This is a genomic window from Allobaculum sp. JKK-2023, assembly GCF_034745455.1.
GTDB lineage: Bacteria > Bacillota_I > Bacilli_A > Erysipelotrichales > Erysipelotrichaceae > Allobaculum.
Window position 1 is genome coordinate 3,353,575 of record NZ_JAYERV010000003.1, and the last position, 20,131, is coordinate 3,373,705.

The 20,131-nt window shown below is 43.8% G+C and carries 19 protein-coding genes and 1 tRNA gene; 12 read left to right on the forward strand and 8 right to left on the reverse strand.

Annotated features, from left to right (window positions below; all coding sequences use genetic code 11):
- The first annotated feature begins 28 nt into the window (after positions 1-28).
- Entirely contained in the window at positions 29-265 is a 237-nt protein-coding gene (locus tag U4956_RS13505; protein WP_323091230.1) for a hypothetical protein, read from the forward strand.
- A 325-nt stretch (positions 266-590) separates the two neighbouring features.
- Here the strand turns inward: U4956_RS13505 and U4956_RS13510 are convergent, their stop codons facing one another.
- A complete protein-coding gene (locus U4956_RS13510; protein WP_323091231.1) occupies positions 591-872 on the reverse strand; it encodes a hypothetical protein in 282 nt (93 codons plus the stop codon).
- A 536-nt stretch (positions 873-1,408) separates the two neighbouring features.
- On the reverse strand, positions 1,409-2,953 hold the full coding sequence (locus U4956_RS13515; RefSeq protein ID WP_323090404.1) for a transposase: 1,545 nt from the start codon (positions 2,951-2,953) through the stop codon (positions 1,409-1,411).
- A gap of 424 nt (positions 2,954-3,377) precedes the next feature.
- On the opposite strand from U4956_RS13515, the gene U4956_RS13520 reads away from it, so the two are divergent.
- The 3 genes from U4956_RS13520 (at position 3,378) to U4956_RS13530 (ending at position 7,210) form a co-directional block, all read left to right on the forward strand.
- Positions 3,378-4,430: a hypothetical protein gene (locus U4956_RS13520; protein ID WP_323091232.1), complete on the forward strand. Its 1,053-nt coding sequence runs from the start codon at positions 3,378-3,380 to the stop codon at positions 4,428-4,430.
- Positions 4,431-4,787: 357 nt separating this feature from the next.
- Positions 4,788-5,630 (forward strand): HAD-IIB family hydrolase, encoded by an 843-nt coding sequence (locus tag U4956_RS13525; protein WP_323091233.1) that lies wholly within the window; start codon positions 4,788-4,790, stop codon positions 5,628-5,630.
- 332 nt (positions 5,631-5,962) lie between these two features.
- Positions 5,963-7,210, forward strand: a complete 1,248-nt coding sequence (locus U4956_RS13530) for a MalY/PatB family protein (RefSeq protein ID WP_323091234.1) — start codon at positions 5,963-5,965, stop codon at positions 7,208-7,210.
- 299 nt (positions 7,211-7,509) lie between these two features.
- On the opposite strand, the gene U4956_RS13535 is transcribed toward U4956_RS13530, so the two are convergent.
- Complete coding sequence (locus tag U4956_RS13535) at positions 7,510-8,436, reverse strand: AEC family transporter (RefSeq protein WP_323091235.1); 927 nt, start codon at positions 8,434-8,436, stop codon at positions 7,510-7,512.
- 310 nt (positions 8,437-8,746) lie between these two features.
- On the opposite strand from U4956_RS13535, the gene U4956_RS13540 reads away from it, so the two are divergent.
- The 4 genes from U4956_RS13540 (at position 8,747) to U4956_RS14485 (ending at position 10,356) form a co-directional block, all read left to right on the forward strand.
- Entirely contained in the window at positions 8,747-9,280 is a 534-nt protein-coding gene (locus tag U4956_RS13540; RefSeq protein ID WP_323091236.1) for a hypothetical protein, read from the forward strand.
- A 143-nt stretch (positions 9,281-9,423) separates the two neighbouring features.
- Positions 9,424-9,500 (forward strand) — tRNA-Pro (locus U4956_RS13545).
- Between the two features lie 411 nt (positions 9,501-9,911).
- On the forward strand, positions 9,912-10,169 hold the full coding sequence (locus U4956_RS13550; RefSeq protein WP_323091237.1) for an AbrB/MazE/SpoVT family DNA-binding domain-containing protein: 258 nt from the start codon (positions 9,912-9,914) through the stop codon (positions 10,167-10,169).
- A gap of 46 nt (positions 10,170-10,215) precedes the next feature.
- Positions 10,216-10,356 (forward strand): type II toxin-antitoxin system PemK/MazF family toxin, encoded by a 141-nt coding sequence (locus U4956_RS14485; protein WP_416347427.1) that lies wholly within the window; start codon positions 10,216-10,218, stop codon positions 10,354-10,356.
- Between the two features lie 515 nt (positions 10,357-10,871).
- Here the strand turns inward: U4956_RS14485 and U4956_RS13555 are convergent.
- The 5 genes from U4956_RS13555 to U4956_RS13575 form a co-directional block, all read right to left on the reverse strand.
- On the reverse strand, positions 10,872-12,122 hold the full coding sequence (locus U4956_RS13555) for an IS110 family transposase (protein WP_323091238.1): 1,251 nt from the start codon (positions 12,120-12,122) through the stop codon (positions 10,872-10,874).
- Positions 12,123-12,309: 187 nt separating this feature from the next.
- Positions 12,310-12,912, reverse strand: a complete 603-nt coding sequence (locus U4956_RS13560; RefSeq protein WP_323091241.1) for a hypothetical protein — start codon at positions 12,910-12,912, stop codon at positions 12,310-12,312.
- A 63-nt stretch (positions 12,913-12,975) separates the two neighbouring features.
- Positions 12,976-13,458: a transposase gene (locus tag U4956_RS13565; protein WP_323091243.1), complete on the reverse strand. Its 483-nt coding sequence runs from the start codon at positions 13,456-13,458 to the stop codon at positions 12,976-12,978.
- Positions 13,455-14,225, reverse strand: coding sequence for an IS110 family transposase (locus U4956_RS13570; protein WP_323091244.1), 771 nt, complete (start codon positions 14,223-14,225; stop codon positions 13,455-13,457). The genes U4956_RS13565 and U4956_RS13570 overlap by 4 nt, the downstream gene beginning before the upstream one ends.
- Positions 14,226-14,785: 560 nt before the next feature.
- Positions 14,786-15,697: a 3-hydroxyacyl-CoA dehydrogenase gene (locus tag U4956_RS13575; RefSeq protein ID WP_323091245.1), complete on the reverse strand. Its 912-nt coding sequence runs from the start codon at positions 15,695-15,697 to the stop codon at positions 14,786-14,788.
- 682 nt (positions 15,698-16,379) lie between these two features.
- On the opposite strand from U4956_RS13575, the gene proB reads away from it, so the two are divergent.
- From proB to U4956_RS13595, 4 genes are all read left to right on the forward strand, one after another.
- Entirely contained in the window at positions 16,380-17,222 is an 843-nt protein-coding gene (proB, locus tag U4956_RS13580; protein WP_323091246.1) for a glutamate 5-kinase, read from the forward strand.
- The gene (locus U4956_RS13585) at positions 17,222-18,478 is read left to right on the forward strand and encodes a glutamate-5-semialdehyde dehydrogenase (protein WP_323091248.1); all 1,257 of its coding nucleotides are present in this window, start codon (positions 17,222-17,224) and stop codon (positions 18,476-18,478) included. Before proB ends, U4956_RS13585 begins: the two co-directional genes overlap by 1 nt.
- 197 nt (positions 18,479-18,675) lie before the next feature.
- The gene (locus tag U4956_RS13590) at positions 18,676-19,185 is read left to right on the forward strand and encodes a flavodoxin family protein (RefSeq protein ID WP_323091250.1); all 510 of its coding nucleotides are present in this window, start codon (positions 18,676-18,678) and stop codon (positions 19,183-19,185) included.
- 82 nt (positions 19,186-19,267) lie between these two features.
- Complete coding sequence (locus U4956_RS13595) at positions 19,268-20,035, forward strand: HAD family hydrolase (protein ID WP_323091251.1); 768 nt, start codon at positions 19,268-19,270, stop codon at positions 20,033-20,035.
- Positions 20,036-20,131 lie beyond the last annotated feature (96 nt).

The following is a 20,131-nucleotide window of genomic DNA, read 5'->3' on the forward strand; positions in this document are numbered from 1 at the left end:
AGAAAACATACAGAGGTGAGGTTGAAGTATGGATAAAACATTAGAAGCCAAATTGGCCGAAATCAAAGATCAGGCTGAAAAGATCAACGCCTACAATGAAAGCATTGCAGACAAAGAACAGATGCTCAATGCTCTCAAAACTGTTTCTGGTAAACTGAATGGTCTGCCAACCGCTGCTGAATACACAACACAGGCCATTGCACTTCTTGAAGAAGAAATCAAAATCGAAAAATTAGAGCTCAAAGCTCTGAAAGAATCTGAATAGTCGCTGCTTTCACTTACCATCCTATTCGTGCATATTCTTGAAAAATGAGCTTGATTCATTCATTAGGACCAAAAAACGTCTCTGCATCCCGCAAAGACGTTTTTTGGTCTCCGCATTTTGGTCTCCGCATTTTGGTCTTCCATATTTGCTGGTTCTTGAATGGGAATCATTTTTGGTTCATTAACAGGAGGAATGGCCATGAAAAGAAGCCTTTTCCTTTTTCTCGATTGACTGCACATTCCTCAAACTGAGTTTGAATAGGATTCAAGTCAGGGCATGAAAAAAGCAGGGAACAATGCCCTGCTTTCAGTCAAAGGGGAAGGAATTAGTCGTTCTTTTCGTCGACTTTCTTGTCTTCTTTTAATGCATCCAGTACCGATTCTGCATCTTCAATTGCATGATCGAGTTCATCATAGACGCTGACCATGGAGTTCAGTTCAGATGCAAGATCAAGAGTGTTATCTTTGTTTTTGCCTTCGATGGAGTTTGCGATAACATCGACCAGAGACTGTGCTTTGATCAGGTGTTCTTTAATTTCTTCTACTGTGCTGATCTGATCTGTTGTCAGTTCAGATTGTGCTTCTAAAACGATACCTTTTTTAGCCATAATAAATAAAGCCTCGCTTTCTTACTTCAAGACTATTTTAAACGTCCTTGGAAAGAGTACGGATTCATTTGACTGACCATTCCGTTTTTGTCAGCCAATGCTTTCTGGATCCTGGAGAGTAACATGGAAACAAATCAACCAGGTACGGGTGAAAAATCAGCTTTTTGTTAAAGTTCGACTTGTTAGTGATGATAAGACATGTCATCAAGGATGATTCTATCTGACTTGAATTTGGAAAGATCCGGCAGATTCTGTGCTCCAGGAAAGACGATTTTATGCTTTTAAAGCAGAACCTGACAGGCTGTCTTAGAAAAAGTTCAGCATTTGCTAGAATATGGATTACAGTCTGTTCTGAGCACTCTCATAAATTCTAGGAGAAATCTGAATAAATTATTAACTAATTATTAATAAAATATTAGCTAAGCGGCTTTTATTAGTTTTGCCTTTCTCAAAGAAAGTTTTGAGAAGCCAGTTTCAGTCGATCTGAAAAAAAGGCCGCACTAAAAAAAGTAGGAATACTAGTTTGTTTTTTTACACTAATTATTAGCTGCCTTTTCCTCTTTTAACCAGGCATCTGTATGAATGTTTACACATACAAGAAAGGTTACAAATGATATCCGGCGCTGAGTACGTGTTTTCGTTTTATGGAGACCGTAATCATTCAGACAACGATTGTTGACTCGCTCACAGCTTGTCCGATTGTTATAAACTGTCTTCCACTCTTTGGTTCCATGCTTCTGCATAGCCCTTTCTCTGGCACTGTTACACTTCAGGTAGACGGAGAGGCCATAGGTACCTTTTGAACATTCGTCACGATGGGAGCACTCCGGAATTCGCTTCATAACATACGGACAGCGATATTTATAGGCATTATGTGTTTTGTCAAAACCAGTACAGTACATCTCTTCGCCTGATTTGCATATTGGCTTGCCGGTAGAGGAAATGGTTACGCTGCCTTTTTCGGTTCCTTTTCCTCTTCTTTTATTGAGGTCGATAACGGGATTGATAGACCAGTTTTCGCACAGCTGAAAAGTCGCTTCATTATCACTGGCGCTGTCCAGACAGAGATGAGTAATGTTTATGTTCGGATATAAGTGCCTGACCTGGTTTATTGCTTTAATCGAAATGGTTGAATCGTGTTCTCTGGCAGATTCGATCATAAAGTGGATTGGCAGATCAATATTTTTATCGGAGTTATGAACAACGTTAAAATAGCCTGTAAAGCCAAAATAGTAATCTCCCTTATCACTGTCAAAACCAATACTGGCATCAGGATCAGAATAACGACGAAGGGTATCAAATTTTTCGGTTCCAGTGTATTCTAATAGATGATGACCTCTGTTGTTTGCGTGAACATAGACAGCGGTTCCATCACCCGAAAGAATGAGATTACCCGGATCGATCAGGCCCATTGCGATAGATGGTTCCACCGCAATTTCTTTAAATAGAGCTTGAAGAATCCTGATAGACCTTTCTGGGTCAATCTCACCCATTTGAGCCTGAATCGCCAGGGAGGTTGTCGCCCCGGGAGGATTCAGGTTCATTTTTTCTCCCTTTCTGGTTGGATTTGGTGTCCCGGACTGATCAATATCAGAATCTGGAGGACTGACAGAGTTTTTTGGCTTTCGTCCCGGCCTGCCTTTTGGCTTTTTAGCTTTCTTAGGCTTATTATTCTTTCCTGCGGGAAGGATGTTCACAGAAATATCCCACAGATAAAGTCGATCCATTAAGGAATAATAGGTCCCGACTGCTGGGTTGCGTCCACTGATGCCGCAAAGTACCCGGAGTAAAAAGTCGTACTCAAGGCGGTCATGCCATAACTGAATACTGGTTTCCTGGAAGTGATACATAAGAACCAGAGAACGAATAAGCATCCGTGGATCGGCAGCAGGTCGCCCTCTGGAGGAATACAGGTGAGAAATCACATCTATAACTGGATCCAGATTAAGCAGAGCGACCTTACCTAAAGCCATGGCGTATGACAGATCGTTAAGCCTGTCAATTTGCGAAGAGTGCATGATGGCTATCCGGCCATTCAGATCCTGTAAAAAATCCTGGTGAGTACTAGAAACGGTTAACATCTCGACTGCTCCTTTCTAAAAGTCATTTTTCTGATCGGCATGAGGCCGCAGAAAGGTGTTAAGTTTTCAACGCTCAATCCAATGCTTAATAAAAAGTTAATATTTATTCAAATAAAAAATACCATTTTTCGCTTCTGAATGTAGGAAAAACGAAAAATGGTGAATATAAAATCCATGACACCTAAAGGTGTTTCGAATTTATGAGAGTCGTCTGTTCTGATTGAAAGGACAACCAAAATCAGAAATCATCGATTGCTTTGAACAGAGTCAATGACCCCACCCAAACTGCATAGCAATTTGGATGGGGTATCCTTGCCTATCATATGAAAATAGTGATTTAAAAATCCATGTCGAAATTTTTATAGAGATTCGATCGGTCCAATAGGACCTTTGCGAAGACTTAAACATGAAAGGAAGTAATTCTATGCATTGTGAACAGTGTAAGACTCGGATTGCGGGCGGTATGTCCTTAACGTGCTGTCCAGTCTGCGGGTCTTTGATCAACGAAAAAACAAGAAAGCCTTCATTCGAACGGACATGGGCGATGATGTCAGAGGATTCGCTCAAACGTAAAGTTGATCCAAAAATACTCAATGAAGCCTGGAACTGGTACGAAAAAGCCATCCTCAACGATCCTTCGGAAACAGGATTTGTGGTCCGCTTTCTCCAGGCTTATCCTTCGTTCCAGCCAGACCTGAATGCTTTGAAAAGCAAAGTTCAGGGAAAAGTTTCACCCGAAGAATTTGATTGTCTCTGGCAGGCTGGTCAGCCTATCTGGAAGCAGGTGCTCGTTTATGGTCTGCTGCTGGAAGATCCAGCCAGCACCATTCAGCTGATCAATGCCAGACCTGAACTGGGAGCAGAGATTCTCGCTTTACTTGAAACGCAGAATCACAAGGGGCATGAACTCTTGCCAGAACTTCCTGAAGAAGCAGATCTGCAAAGCCGCCTGGCACAGGTTCATCTGCCTGTGGAAGTGCAGCCCGTCTACTTCTGGCTTAAAGGGGAGTATTCACTGGCGCTGGCGGCCTTTAAGACAGCCACGCATGTCGATTTAAAAGATGCGGTGCTGCTCGAAAGTCCAACGGCTTTCGAAAGGTTGTTGAACCTGGCCAATGACTCTGCAAAGCGCGTTGAGCAGATGGAAAAAGCCACGACAGACAATCAGATGGATCATCTGCTGGATCTGCTTTACAGGCCGCTGCTGGACAATGAAAATGCGTTTGCCCATCTTTACCAGCTTCCAGCCTCGCTGCCTGGATATCTGATGGAACACAAACAAGAATGGCAGGATCGGACACTTGACACAATCGAGAAGGATCAGGCCCTGCGAGGCATTCATCTGGCTTTGCAGACACTTCGAAATCAGAATCCAAATCTGGCTTCTGAATGTGATCATCTGCTTGAAAAGCAATATGAAAAAGCCTATCTGCGTCCATTCAAAGAGATTGAAAAGACAGATTTCCGGTTTGTCTGATCTCTTTGATCGGGGCTGATATTTTGTTTATGTCGGTCTGGACAGGCTCAAGGCAGTCTTCATAGGAATGGGGATTGTCTTTTTTCTTTTTTTGAGGTCGTTTTCCATCGGAAATCAATTGCAGCAAAGCGTAGAACGGTTTTATTTAAGGGGAAAATTCATCTTGCAATATTTGTTTCATTCCGTGAAAGCCATTGCATAAAAGTGAACAGCTATAAGATTTTGAACGTTTTTTTGGAACGGCTTTGCTTTCCTTCCGACCAGATTTTTCACTGCTATCATGAACATGTATAAGTAAAAAAACTTGCCCAAAATGATGATGAAAAGATGAGAATGGATAAAGAATGGAGGATATTCATGAAATCAATCGTATTTCTGGATCTGGATGGAACGTTCTGGGATCGGGAACAAGTTCCTGAATCGGCATTAAAAGCTGTCTGTAAAGCTGAAGAAAATGGTCATTTGGTTTTGTCTAATACTGGACGCAGCCGCAGCAGTGCGGAAAGTGTTCTTGAAGGACTTCCCTTATCGGGACAGGTTTATTCCTCGGGATCGGAAATCTGGCTTGATGGCAAACAGATTTTCTGCAGCCCGCTGGGGGCAGATAGAACACACCGTCTGCTTGATGAGATCAGTAAATGGGATGTAGCCATTACCCTTGAAGGCTCGAACACCCTTTTTCATAACCAGAAAGCCCGTGACCATATGTATGAAAAGATGAAAGACGGAGTGATCGTCTCGGCTTTCATGGAGGCGAAAGATATTTCGGAAATTGAAGAAGAAGAGTATGCAGATATCATGAAAATCTCGCTTCATGGTCTGAAACCAGGCCAGATTGACGATCTGCTTGCCCGGGAAAATATGGTCATTACGGAATTCAGCATTATTAAAGAGGACAGTGGCGTCAATGGTGAAATTACTGATCGTAATCTGACCAAAGGAACAGCTTTCCAGCCAATCCTGGAAAGTCTTGGCCCGGAGGCAAAGAACTATCAGACAATCGCGCTGGGAGATTCTGAAAACGACCTGCCGATGTTTGAGGCCGCTGAAATTGCGGTGGCCATGGGCAATGCCGACCCAGCCATTCAGGCAAGAGCAGATTATGTAACCAAATCAATTCATGAAGATGGTTTGTATCATGCCTTCGAAAGACTGGGGCTGCTCGATGACAACGCTGCTCCTGAATGGACAAAGAAATAGTCGTCGGAGAGATAAAATCGCTCAAAAGAGAATCGATAATCGCTGAATCTGTTAACACAGGATTATAAATAAGTTGTATACAGTCAAATCTTAGCGATCACCCTGCGATTGCGCTGATTTTCTTTTCTAATGAATTCAAAGTTCTGCCAGTCCTGACATAGGAGTTATCAACATTTTAAAGAATTAGAAAGACCTTTCAGAAAGGATTGACGATCAGCTCTTGAGCAGATATAAACAGAAGTAGACAGAAAACAGATCCAGCTGGACACTGCACGTTTCAAGTGTTCTGGCAGGATCTTTTTGTATGTTACTGAGAAGAAAAGAGGATTTTAATGAAATACGATTTTACATCCATTATGGACCGAAAAGGTCAGGATGCCATTGCGGCAGATCTGGTTCCATTTCCTGATGATGATGGCCGTTTTGTGATGATGCTTGAAGAACAAGTTAAAACAGTTGATCACCTGGATAAAATTCCAATGTGGGTTGCAGATATGAACTTTCCGACTCTGCCATCCATTACCGAGGCAATTGCCAGACGGTTAAGCCACCCAGCATTTGGCTATTTCAGCCCCCGTCCTGAATACTTTGATGAGATCATTGACTGGCAGAGCAGTCGTCATGATTTCCGGGGTCTGAAACCCGAATATATTGGTTATGAAAATGGTGTATTGGGCGGCGTCCTGAGTGCTTTGAATGTGCTTTGCTCCAAGGGAGATTCGGTTCTTCTGCATTCGCCAACCTATATCGGCTTTACCAGCTCTTTAAAAAACAATGGCTACAACATGATTCTCTCTCCGTTGAAAAAAGACGAAAACAACATCTGGCGCATGGATTTTGAAGATATGGAAAAACAGATCATTGAAAATAATATTCATGCAATGGTTTTCTGCTCTCCCCATAACCCATGCGGCCGCGTCTGGGAGAAATGGGAACTGGAAAAAATGTCGAAGCTTTGCGAAAAGTACGACGTGAAAGTTGTTTCTGATGAAATCTGGTCAGATCTGATCCGTCCGGGCTTCAAACATACTCCAACTCTGATGGCTACCGACTGGCTCAGAGAAAATACGTTTGCCTTCTACGCTCCATCCAAGACATTCAACCTGGCTGGTCTGGTTGGTTCTTACCACATTATTTACAACAAGACGCTGCGTGACCGTCTCAATAAGGAATCCTCTTTGAGTCACTACAATGAGATGAATGTCTTAAGCATGTACGCCCTGCTGGGTGCCTATCAGCCTGAAGGCCATGAATGGGTGGATGAGCTCAATGAAGTCATCAAAGGCAACGTCGATTATGCCTGTGACTATATTGACCAGCATTTTAGCGGTGTTCATGTAAGCAGGCCACAGGGCACCTATATGTTGTTTATTGACTGTGAAGACTGGTGTAAAGCCACCCAGAAACCCATGGACGAACTGTTAAAGGCTGGTCTGGACTGTGGCGTATGCTGGCAGGATGGCCGAATGTTCCATGGTCCCTATGCGATCCGCCTGAATTTGGCTCTGCCGCTTTCCAGAGTCAAAGAAGCCTTTGACCGACTGGACCATTACGTTTTTAATGCTGACGCAAACAAATAAAAACAATGAAGTGCAGCGTACTGAACTTTGAATTGGAATGCTGATGGAATGAAGATGTCCCTGCGGGGGCAGCTTTTTAAGTATCTGCTTTCAAACTGGACCTATTCGATTCATTCGATCAATAATGACAATTCTCAATATGACGATTTTCAATGATTTTTGTTTAAGCAGAAGGTTCTGGCAGAAGTGAGGAAGGAAATCTTGACCGGTAGTTACCATCGGTTTGTACAATGCGCATAGACTCTGAAAAAAGTTCCTGTCAGATTGGGTCGGGCCACTGCTTTTTCTGAGTATTGAGATTAAAGAACATTGAGAATCAGTGTCCATAGCGGCAGAGTAACCATGGATGCAGCCGTGGAAAGAAAGATCATTTTCCCTGAAAACGGGGCATTGACGCCATATTTTTGGGAAAGCATGGCCATCGTAACCGGAGCTGGCATCGCACTTTCAATTACACAGATCTTCAAAGGCATTCCGTCAATGTGAAAAAGCATCAGTCCGCCCAGTACCAGACAGGGAATGATGACCAGGCGAAGAATGGTATAGAAAATCACATTTTTATCGAATAGATCCCTCAAGGGGATCTCAGAAAGAATGACACCGATAATGATCATGATCAAGACGGTATTACATCCACCAAGTGAAGACACGGTCTGGGTGACCAGAGATGGCAGTTCATACCCCATGCTTTGCAGGATCAGGGTGATGATTCCCAGAAAGATCGCAATCATACAAGGATGAGTAATGACTTTGATGACCAGATCTTTCAGATGCAGCACATGATCACGGTTGTATAGGGCGACCCCATAACTCCACATAACAATCCGAAGCGGAATGGCGTAAATCGAAGTGTACAGCACACCTTCCTGACCAAAGGCAGCCTGGCCAATGACCATCCCCAGCGTTCCGGCGTTGTTCGAGACCGTTCCATATTCCAGATTGGTTCTCTCACTTTTCTCTGGAACAAACTTCCAGATCCAGCCTGAGATCGCAATGAAGATGGCCTGAAGCAAAATGGCCAGAACCAGAATAGAGAAGGTCGAATTCAAAATCTCTGACGTCAGTTTAGTCTGAAAAGCATGAAAAATTGAGCAGGGCAGAATCAAGTTCATGACCAGACCATTGAGCTGATCAGCGCTCTCTTTATTGATCCATTTCTTTTTGCCAAACAATAAACCGATCGCCAGAAAGATCAGAATCTGAACCTGCAGACGAATCATTTCCATATCTATTCCTTCTTTCTCAATTTTCTCAATATCCAGAAGATTCTCCTTAAAGGTGCGTGCTCTTCCGGAATGGTCTTAATTATAGCCAGATGATGTTTTTTTGAAGAGAAATCGAGGTCGTGACAGAAAAGAGCGACAAAATCGGCTTTGAAGTGAACAGTTTTTTGGTTGAGGGCCTGTCTTACAGACTCTTAGCATGGGCTGACGATGTGAAAAAGCGGGAAGGTATGGTAAATGAAAAAAAGTTCTCTATAATCTAATGGGCAGACGATTTCTATTTAAATTAAAAGATGGACCCAGGGAGGAATATATGAGAATTTTCAGAACTTTATTGATCAGCGGCCTTTGTCTTCTGACTTTTACGGGCTGTTCGAAAAAAAATAATGATGCCTCCCTTGCTTCTTCGACGGATTCTACGTCCGTGAGCGTAGTGAAAAATGTCCGCAAGGAATTCAAAGCAGCTGACCAGATTCAGCAAGACCTTTCCGCTCAGGGCTGGAATGTTAAGTTTACAGATCCGGGAACCATCGGTCTTTTTGATGCCTCTCAGGTGGTCTACACCTTTGCGGCCAAAAATCAGGACGCCATGATTATGTTTGGAACCTGGTTCCATTCCGCCCAGGAAGCACAGAGCGCCTACCAGACCGTTGTTCCATCGCCTACAGCAGAGGGAATCCAGGATGAAAGCGGCGATAACTACCAGCAGGCTTTTGTTACGATGCCAGATGCGGGAGGCTACTGGCTGATCCGGCAGATCGGCGGCTGCGTTTTTGGGGTATGGTCGGACAGCCAGGTTTCTGAGCCAGCCATGGCTGCCATTCTGGATTCCTTTCAGAGTGCCTGAGCCAGAAAGTTGGCTTGATCGACAAACCGAAACATAAACAATCCGAATCTGAAAGCATGGGTGCAAAAACGTAGGAAAATGGGAACCTTTAATGCAGTGACTTGTCACTGCATTAAAGAAGTGCTAAAATCATTTTCGCACCACAGGATGTAGCTTAGTTTGGTAAAGTGCTTGGTTCGGGACCAAGAGAGCGCGGGTTCAAATCCCGCCATCCTGACCATAGAAAATAAACTCCCTTATCTAAGGGAGTTTTTTATTTGTAAAAATCTCAATGCACTAAAAATGCACTGTTATATAGTGTTTACTTGTTTTTCATGGCCTCCAAAATGTCATCATCGTCATCGTTAAGCAGGTGGCCATAAATGTCTTGCGTCATGGTTACAGATGAGTGCCCGAGACGTTCTGAAATCTTAATCATTGGTACACTGGATATCGGTCAGAATCTTGGATATTCGCAAGATGGCGTCCGCAAAAGATTGACCGATGCCTGGAAGATGTTCCAGCTTCGGTAGCGGAGGTTATCGAACTCCTTTAACGTTTTTTAAGGAAAAAAAGGCGGACATTGGTTCGCCTTTTTGTTTAAACATGTTTATGCTTTAAGAGACCGTAGGTCATTCAGGAGGAAAATATTATGTCGACCGCTGAAAAGCTTATTAAGCTTGGAAAATGGGGGAGCGGAATGGGAGTACTTATTCCCGCTGCGCTCGCCAACCAACTAAAGGTTTCTCCTGGAGATCAGATGCGGCTTGTCCTTGATGGACAAAGTATTCTGATTACTCCAGTGAAAAAAAAGAAGTCACTGGCAGAAAGGTTCGCCGAGTACGACGGACCTCTCCGGCTGACTGAAGAATGGGACTTCGAACCAGAAGGGAATGAGTTGGACTGGTAAGAAACTCAGGGAGGTAATCTAAATTAAAACTTATGAACAGGGCGACATTGTCCTGATTGATTTTGGACGTCCGAACCCTGGACATGAGCAGGAAGGACGAAGACCAGCACTTGTTGTCTCAAATAAATATTTGAATCAGACTGGGCTTTGCTGGGTGGTTCCGATTACGAACACAAGCAAACCGTAGCCTATTTTTAGCTAATCCAGCTATACGGATAAAATGAAGCTGCCCTAGAATCCCTACGGCTGGTTCCTCTGCCGGGTTGAAAAAAGCTCTTTCACCTTCAGAGCAAGGCTAATGATCCGCTGGCCATTAACCGGGATGAAGGATAAACTTTTCCGTGCCCAACAAACTTGCGTTTGTACAGAGTTGGACTCGCTTCATATATAGCGGACTGCAGATTAAATGCATTTCAAAAATACATTGCAAGACACCTTGGGCTTTCGCCCATGCCGCAATAAAAACAAGTGAGGCCTCTTCAATCAAGTGGACTAAGAGGCTGAATTTTCAAAGCAGAATGGACTTACATCATTGCTGAATGCCAGTTACGCACATGGTTTTGATGCCTTTGTTTCAGACTTCCTTGTTTCAGTTTTCTTTGCTTTGGACTTTCCTTTTTTTTTCTGTAACCCCTGCACCCATTATTCCTAAAAAAGCGCAAAACGCCCCTATCAAACAAATTAAATATCATTTATAGCTATTTATGCATCTAATATAGCTAGCTGATCTGGTGTCAAAGTTACCCCTAAATGCTGAAGTTTCTTCTTGAGTGAAGTGATCTTTCCTTCTCGTTCTTTCTTTTCAAAGTAATCTGCTCCCAAATCATGATATTTCTCGCCCTTCTTTAGAAGATGCCAAATGGTTTTCAGCATGGCATGGGCTACTGCAACTATTGCTTTCTTATTCGTTCGACGCTTAGAAATCCGTTTGTACATCTCTCCAAAGTAGGAATCCTTTTTCTTAACGGCAGAATGAGCACAGACAACCAAGGTGGTTCGCAATACCTTGTTGCCTTTGTTTGTTCTGCCTGTTTTTCTTTTTCCTGCGCTTTCATGGTTTCCTGGACATAGTCCAGCCCAGGAACATAACTGGCCATCCGTTGGGAATTGATTCATGTCAGTTCCGATTATAGAAATAATCGTTTGGGCGCTCGTATCTGAGATTCCTGGAATTTCTTTGATCAATTCACAGGCTTCCTTCTCTTCCTTGTTCAGCTGATCATCAATATCATCGGTGAGCTCTTGAATATGAGTTTCTAACTCCTGGATATGAGTTCTCAGAATGTTGATCATTTTAACCTGCAAAGGTGTTAGACAGCCATGCATATCTCTGATCAAATCTCCTTTTGTGGCCTTAAGTCTTTTAGATATCTTCTTTTCTTTAATAAGACGGTCATAAGCTTTTTCATCAAACACTTCTCCGGTCAGGACAAAATCCATCAATGCTTTTCCGCTCATCCCGTTAATATCTGAAATGGTTCCAGAAAGCTTGATATTGCCTCCTTCAAGCATTTTCTGCAGTCGATTCTTTTCGGCACCAAGATCAGCAATTAAGGATTTTCGGTAAGTGCATAATTCCCTCAGTTCGCGCTGGCGCTTTGTAGGAATGAAGCTGGCCTTAAGCAAGCCGTGCATAAGAAGATCGGAAATCCATTCGGCATCTTTGACATCTGTTTTTTTTCCAGGAACATTTCTCATGTGCTGGGCATTGACTACCATTGGATTCAGACCATGTGATTCGAGAATGTTATAAACAGGTTTCCAGTATGAAGCTGTACTCTCCATAGCTACAGCTTCGCAGTGATTGGAGGTAAGCCAATCAGCAAGATCAAGGAGATCCTGCGTTGAAGTACCATAAGAACGGACTGTAGTTGTCTCTTTTGTTCTTAAACAGGCAACTAAAAGCTTCTTATGGACATCGATACCACAACAAACCGCATATTGTTTTTCCATATTGATTTTCTCCTGAAAATAGCAGCGGCCGATCTTCTGAAATCTTCATTTTTTTCTTCGTTCTCGGACGGAATCCAATAAAACACAATTCCGTTTGGAAACAGTCAGTGGTGCGCACAGAAGATCTTCTATCAATTTTTTTTGCGAGATCTGTGCCTCAAAAAGAAGTCGATCTCTTCCGCTAAATTCAGTATATAGAATGCTCGATGAAAAAATAATAATTCTCAACACCCCCAGTTACATGGGGAGTGGCAGCGCCCGAGCTATGGGAATTTTTTTTGGGAGGAATATAGAATTCGCTGTAATTCTGAGCCCGCCGGGCAATCACATAGGCTGCCGCCTGATGACGGCTGATCCCCAGCTTTTCAGAGTACTTCTCGTCTCCAAGAACGGATGACCAGTAAGGGGAGACGTAATAAAGGGGAACACCGCTTTTAAGTGATAATGCTTCACAGTTGTCCATATATCTTAAGTATGGGAAATTTGAAATCATTCGGTTATATTTTCTTTCCCATCTCTTTTGAATCTTTGTTTTCTTCTTCGTAAGATTGATTGTCTCGATGGCAACCCCATAATGGAGCTTCTCTGCTCTGGTAAAAATTTCAGACAGCTTCTGAGCCATAACGGTGGCATTTACCGCTTTGGAGTCTGAATTTGAATAGGTGATATCCTGGGAAGAAACAAATTTTCCCTGGCCGTCACTTTCAGTAACCGAGAAGAATCCATCATTAATATCGATTCCAAGCATTCCCTGTGGTTCATAGGTTTCTTTTTTCTGTAACCCCTGCACCCATTATTCCTAAAAAAGCGCAAAACGCCCCTATCAAACAAATTAAATATCATTTATAGCTATTTATGCATCTAATATAGCTAGCTGATCTGGTGTCAAAGTTACCCCTAAACGCTGAAGTTTCTTCTTGAGTGAAGTGATCTTTCCTTCTCGTTCTTTCTTTTCAAAGTAATCTGCTCCCAAATCATGATATTTCTCGCCCTTCTTTAGAAGATGCCAAATGGTTTTCAGCATGGCATGGGCTACTGCAACTATTGCTTTCTTATTCGTTCGACGCTTAGAAATCCGTTTGTACATCTCTCCAAAGTAGGAATCCTTTTTCTTAACGGCAGAATGAGCACAGACAACCAAGGTGGTTCGCAATACCTTGTTGCCTTTGTTTGTTCTGCCTGTTTTTCTTTTTCCTGCGCTTTGATGGTTTCCTGGACATAGTCCAGCCCAGGAACATAACTGGCCATCCGTCGGGAATTGATTCATGTCAGTTCCGATTATAGAAATAATCGTTTGGGCGCTCGTATCTGAGATTCCTGGAATTTCTTTGATCAATTCACAGGCTCCTTCTCTTCCTTGTTCAGCTGATCATCAATATCATCGGTGAGCTCTTGAATATGAGTTTCTAACTCCTGGATATGAGTTCTCAGAATGTTGATCATTTTAACCTGCAAAGGTGTTAGACAGCCATGCATATCTCTGATCAGATCTCCTTTTGTGGCCTTAAGTCTTTTAGATATCTTCTTTTCTTTAATAAGACGATCATAAGCTTTTTCATCAAACACTTCTCCGGTCAGGACAAAATCCATCAATGCTTTTCCGCTCATCCCGTTAATATCTGAAATGGTTCCAGAAAGCTTGATATTGCCTCCTTCAAGCATTTTCTGCAGTCGATTCTTTTCGGCACCAAGATCAGCAATTAAGGATTTTCGGTAAGTGCATAATTCCCTCAGTTCGCGCTGGCGCTTTGTAGGAATGAAGCTGGCCTTAAGCAAGCCGTGCATAAGAAGATCGGAAATCCGTTCGGCATCTTTGACATCTGTTTTTTTTCCAGGAACATTTCTCATGTGCTGGGCATTGACTACCATTGGATTCAGACCATGTGATTCGAGAATGTTATAAACAGGTTTCCAGTATGAAGCTGTACTCTCCATAGCTACAGCTTCGCAGTGATTGGAGGTAAGCCAATCAGCAAGATCAAGGAGATCCTGCGTTGAAGTACCATAAGAACGGACTGTAGTTGTCTCTTTTGTTCTTAAACAGGCAACTAAAAGCTTCTTATGGACATCGATACCACAACAAACCGCATATTGTTTTTCCATATTGATTTTCTCCTGAAAATAGCAGCGGCCGATCTTCTGAAATCTTCATTTTTTTCTTCGTTCTCGGACGGAATCCAATAAAACACAATTCCGTTTGGAAACAGTCAGTGGTGCGCACAGAAGATCTTCTATCAATTTTTTCTGCGAGATCTGTGCCTCAAAAAGAAGTCGATCTCTTCCGCTAAATTCAGTATATAGAATGCTCGATGAAAAAATAATAATTCTCAACACCCCCAGTTACATGGGGAGTGGCAGCGCCCGAGCTATGGGAATTTTTTCTCTTTTCTTCATTATAGGCAGGTTTGATCAGCGAAAAAATGCTTTGGGTGCGGATGTACCTTTTCTGTCAAAATTGGAGAAATAGAAATGAGAATAAAATAGCCCCAAATTGTTTCCAATACCTGAAAGTCTGTTTGGTCAGAACCAGAAAAACAGGATTAACAAGACCAAGACCGAAAAAAACACCTGCAGGCGGTTTCTGTACAGGTGTTCTTCAAAATTGCTATTGTAAATTGTGATGATGATATCTTTTAGCTGCTTATTTATCCAGTGCCTTCTTGTTATTTCTTTTTGCCGTAGAAGGTTTCACCGTTGGCAATCATCTTATCGAGCTGCTTTTCAATGAGTTTGTAATGGAAGGGGGCTGCTTCATCCGGGATGTTGACGAACTGGTGGTTGATATTGCGGGCAGTTGGCAGGCCAACGATATCCAGAATTTCAAATGGCCCGCGTGGAGCGCCGGTTCCTTTTTTCCAGGCCTTATCAATATCTTCCAAAGAGGCAGTCTCGGTGACGTACAGATCCTGCGCAGCCAGAAGGAATGGAATCAGCATGGAGTTGAGAAGATAGCCGGCTTTTTCCTTATGAAGTTCAACCGGATCCATACCGATGGAATGGGCATAGGCCACTGCTTGTTCAAATGCTTCTTTGGACGTTTCTGGCTGTGACATGATTTCAACCAGATTCTCTTTCCAGATGTGGTTTACAAAGTGCATGGCCAGATAGCGGGCGGGATCACCAGTATATTTGGCGAAAATGGATGGAAGCATGGAGGACGAGTTCGTCAGCAGCAGTGTTTTTTCTTTCAGACTTGGCCTGAGTCTGTTGTAGAACTCGATCTTGTCCTGTGGATCTTCAGAGACAGCTTCAATCAGAACATCCGCATCTTTAGCAGCTTCATCAAGATCCAGCGTGATTTTAATGGCTTTGAATGCTTCTTCTGCTTTTTCAATGGCCTGATCTGCATCGAATGGTTCATCTGTTTTAAAACCTGCCGGAACCAGAGCCGGATTCCTTCTGGCTGCTTCAAGATCAGCTATGACTGCGTCCTGAACCCATTTTATTTTTGGTTTCATTCGGGCGATACTTCCCTCAGAACGAAGCCAGATGGTTGTGTCGTTGCCATTGTAGGCATTCATGAAGGCAATCTGCGTACCGAGCACACCTCCACCAGCAATTGTAACTTTTTGCATTGAAATCACCTCTACTCTTTCTTTATCCTATTAGTTTATCCTGAATGGAAATAGAAAAGCGCTTAAGATGATTTACAGATAGGCATTTGACTGGATCTGTTGAAGAAAGCAAAAATCAGTTTATAGAACTATCAGGAACGATTGAGGTGGTTCAAGGCCAGGAAGTGATGGACACTGGACTTTATGGGCGGGTCAGCTATCCACTGTACAATGAAAAAATTTTGTTATGTTTATCGCGATCGCTGGGGCTTGGCTATGGACTTTCAACAATGTTTTTCTTTTCTGTCTATCCATTATCGTCAAACGGATTGACAGGGAAGAAAGCCTGCCGGAAAAGAGCTGGATGGATATCCAGATCAGGATAAAGAAAAATATCGGCTTTTGACCTTTGTCTGGCTGTTTTTTTGTTGCCTGTGATTTCGTTTTGGGGCTGATTTGCGGGCAGGGTTTTGATTTGAGCAGGTGGAAGCAAGAGAAAATCAATGACCCCTCCACCCAAACTGCATAGCGGTTTGGATAGGGCCTTGTCTATTTTATGAAAGTCCTCTGGCGAAAAGACTGGATGAATAAAGAGCGCGTTTTGCGACAGATGAATTCAAAATACAGAATGAAAACGGCAGCCGGAAAGCGAAATATGTTTTCATGAGTTTTCATTGAGTGGGGTTTTCGTTAAAATGGACGCATGCAATCAATTAGAAACCGAGTACAGCAGGCACAACGGATCGTCATCAAAGTCGGATCCTCCTCGCTGACCTATCCCGAAACCGGGAAACTGGATTTAACCAGAATGGAACTGCTCTGCCGGGAATTGAGCTCCTTGCACAATGCCGGCAAGGATGTGGTTCTTGTTTCCTCTGGCGCCATTATGGTCGGACTGCAGGCGTTAGGCCTTCATCGCCGTCCCCATGTGCTTTCCAGAGTTCAGGCATGCGCGGCCATCGGCCAGGCGCGTCTGATGATGCTTTATCAGAAATTTTTTTCAGAATACAATCAGAACTGCGGTCAGATCCTGCTGACCAAGTACTCTTTGATCCGCCCGGATGCCTGCATGAATGCCCATAACACCTTTGAAGAACTGCTGGATCTGGGTGTGATTCCAATTGTGAACGAAAATGATACGATTGCCACCGATGAAATCGAATTTGGTGATAACGATTCGCTTTCAGCACTGGTTGCCAGCCTGATTCATGCCGATCTGCTGATTTTGTTATCGGACATCGATGGCCTGTATGACGATGATCCCCATACCAATCCCGATGCCCATTTCATTGAAGAAGTCTATGAAATCAATGAAGCTTTGATGGAAGGAGCAAAAGGAGCTTCCAGCCGGGTTGGAACCGGGGGAATGGCCACCAAGCTGAATGCCGCCCGCATTGCCTGTGCAAGCAATTGCGACATGATTATTGCCAATGCAAGAGATTTTCACATCATCGGACGATTAATAGCAGGTGCAAGAGAAGGAACTTTCTTTGCGGCAAAACCGGACCCGAATTTTTCTTTTGAGACGTGCGTGGAGAAGATATGATGAGCGAATGGATGAATGAACTGGGACGAAATGCCAAAGCAGCCAGCCGCCAGATGGCAAGACTGGATACCCAGACCAAAAATGATCTGTTAAACCGGGCAGCCGACCTGCTTGAAGCCAGATCTGCACAGATTTTAGCCGCTAACAATCAGGACTTAAAAGCAGCCCGTGAAAATGGGATGCCCAAACCTTTACAGGACAGGCTGATGTTAACTGAAGATCGGATTCATGCAATTGCCCAGGGAATGCGCGAAGTCGCCGCCCTGCCGGATCCGGTTGGAGAAGTTCTGGAAATGAAGAAAAGACCTAACGGCCTTTTGATTGGGCGCCAGCGCGTTCCATTAGGCGTTGTGGCAGTCATTTATGAAGCCAGACCCAATGTGACTGCGGACGTTTTTGCGCTTTGTACGAAAGCTGGCAATGCGGTGATTTTAAAAGGTGGAAGAGATGCTGCCCGTTCCAATGAAGCCATTGTGGACGTGCTCAAAGACGCTTTAAAAGAATTGAATCTGGATGACAATGCGGTTTCGATTCTGACCGATAACAGCCGCGAAGCATCACGTGAGCTGATGCGCTGCAATGAATATGTTGATGTTCTCATCCCGCGCGGCGGGGCAGGATTGATCCGCTCGGTGGTTGAAAATGCGACGGTTCCTGTCATTGAAACCGGAACTGGAAACTGTCATTGTTACGTGGATGAAAGTGCAGATCTGGATATGGCTGTTGGGATCATCCTCAATGGCAAGACCCAGCGCGTTGGGGTTTGCAATGCACTCGAATCGCTGCTGGTTCACAGATCCCGGGTGAAAGAAGTAATGGAGAAGCTGGATGGTGAATTTGCCAGGTTCCCGGTACTGATTCATGCGAAACCAGAAGTTCTGGAACTGGTCGAACTCTCTCCGAAAAAAGAAGCTTCCCAGGCCGACTGGGGAACAGAATACCTCGATTATGAGATCTCCATCAAAGTGGTCGATTCGGTAGAGGAAGCTATTGACCATATCAATACGTATAACACCGGACATTCCGAGACAATTGTGACCAACAATTATGCAAACGCGCAGAAATTCCTCAACGAAGTGGATGCGGCTGCGGTTTATGTCAATGCCTCGACCCGCTTTACGGATGGCAATGAATTTGGTCTGGGAGCAGAAATTGGCATCTCGACGCAAAAACTGCATGCCCGCGGCCCGATGGGCCTGGAAGCTTTAACCAGCACCAAGTTTATTATTTATGGCAATGGCCAGGTAAGACCTTAGTTTCAAATGAGATGCTTTCCAGAAACGATCAGACAATCCAGGTCTGCTTCTCTGGTCAGCTTCTTTTTTCTTTTCAGCCAGCTGTGGCGTTGCGAAACCTTCTTTCCATTTCGTAACAGTCGGGGCATCCGGGAAATATTTTGATTGTCCGAAACCTATAATGAATGAAGAATGAAAGGTTTACAGGAGGAAAGAGCATGAAAAAAATTGTGATTATCAATTCATCTCCCCGGACTGAAGGAAACTGTGATCTGCTTTGTGCCCAGTTCTACAAAGGCGCCTCACAAAACCCTGACAATCAGATTGTCCGGATTAACCTGAAAGATAAAGATTTTGATTTTTTCCGTGAAGAACAGGATAAAGATGATGCGGATCTGGCGGCTCAGGAGTTAATGGATTCCAACATCATCGTTCTGGCTACGCCAGTTTATTTCTATAACATGTCAGGAATGATGAAAACATTCATCGACCGGATGACTCCCTACTTCAGTCAGCTGGGCGGTAAAGATTTCTATTTTATTCTGACGGCTGCCATTAACCGTTCTGAAATGCAGCAGACGGTAGATTCCCTGTATGGCTTTACCGACTCTGTCCCTGACAGCAACGTCGCCGGCATCATTTACGGCTCCAATGTTTCGCGTAAAGGCGATATTCTGAATCATCCTGCTTATCAGGAAGTCTTTGAGATTGCTTCAAAAATTTTCTAGAGAACTTTGCTTCTGTCGGATGGCAGAAGCTTTTTTGACGGATTTCTTTTCAATTATGCCAGCAGGGCATTAAACTGGCACTATGAATACAGCCAATCCACTTTTTAAATCCAAAATTGATCTTTCGTCCATACGGGCTGTCTGGCTGGATGTCGACCAGACTTTGCTTGATTTTGACCAGTCTGCCCGTTATGCCTTGATCAAAACGTTTGAACGCTACCATCTGGACTGGAAAGATGAATACTTTGAAATCTTTCTTCGCGAGAATGGCAAGCTCTGGGACCAGATCGAAGACGGCCATCTGACCCGGCCACAGCTGCGCAGGATCCGCTTCCAGGTGATGTTTAAAGCCTGGCATATCCCCTTTGATCCACCTGTTGAATTTGAACAGCATTTTTCCTATGACCTTCACCATTGTGCGTTTGCCATGGCAGGGGCAAACAAAGCCCTCGATTACTTTGAATCCCTGCATCTTCCTTTATTTATCATCTCTAACGGACCCATGGAAGGGCAGTGCAACCGGCTGGAGATGGCGGGCATGCTTGCACGTTTTACCAGAGTCTTCACTTCCGAAAGCCTGGGTGTGGCCAAGCCGGATCCTGCATTTTTTAAACAGGCCCTTGCTCAGAGCAGCCTTGATTTGAACACCGAACTGAGTCCAAATCAGATTCTGGTCATCGGTGATTCCTGGAAAGCCGATATCTGTGGGGCGCTGGCTTGCGGCATGCCGGCCTTATGGCTGCGAACCAATCGCCGGCATGATCCTTTTCAAGTCATCCCCCATCCAGAAGTTGTCAGTGCTGAGGACTGGAAACAAGCGCTTGAAGCATTGAGCCATCGCCAGAACTGATCGAAGAGAATCGGCAGGATCTGACCAAAGGGCAAAGAGGGAAAGCCAAAAGGACCGACAGTCATCACAAAGTTAAAGACAAGCCGGGATGACAAG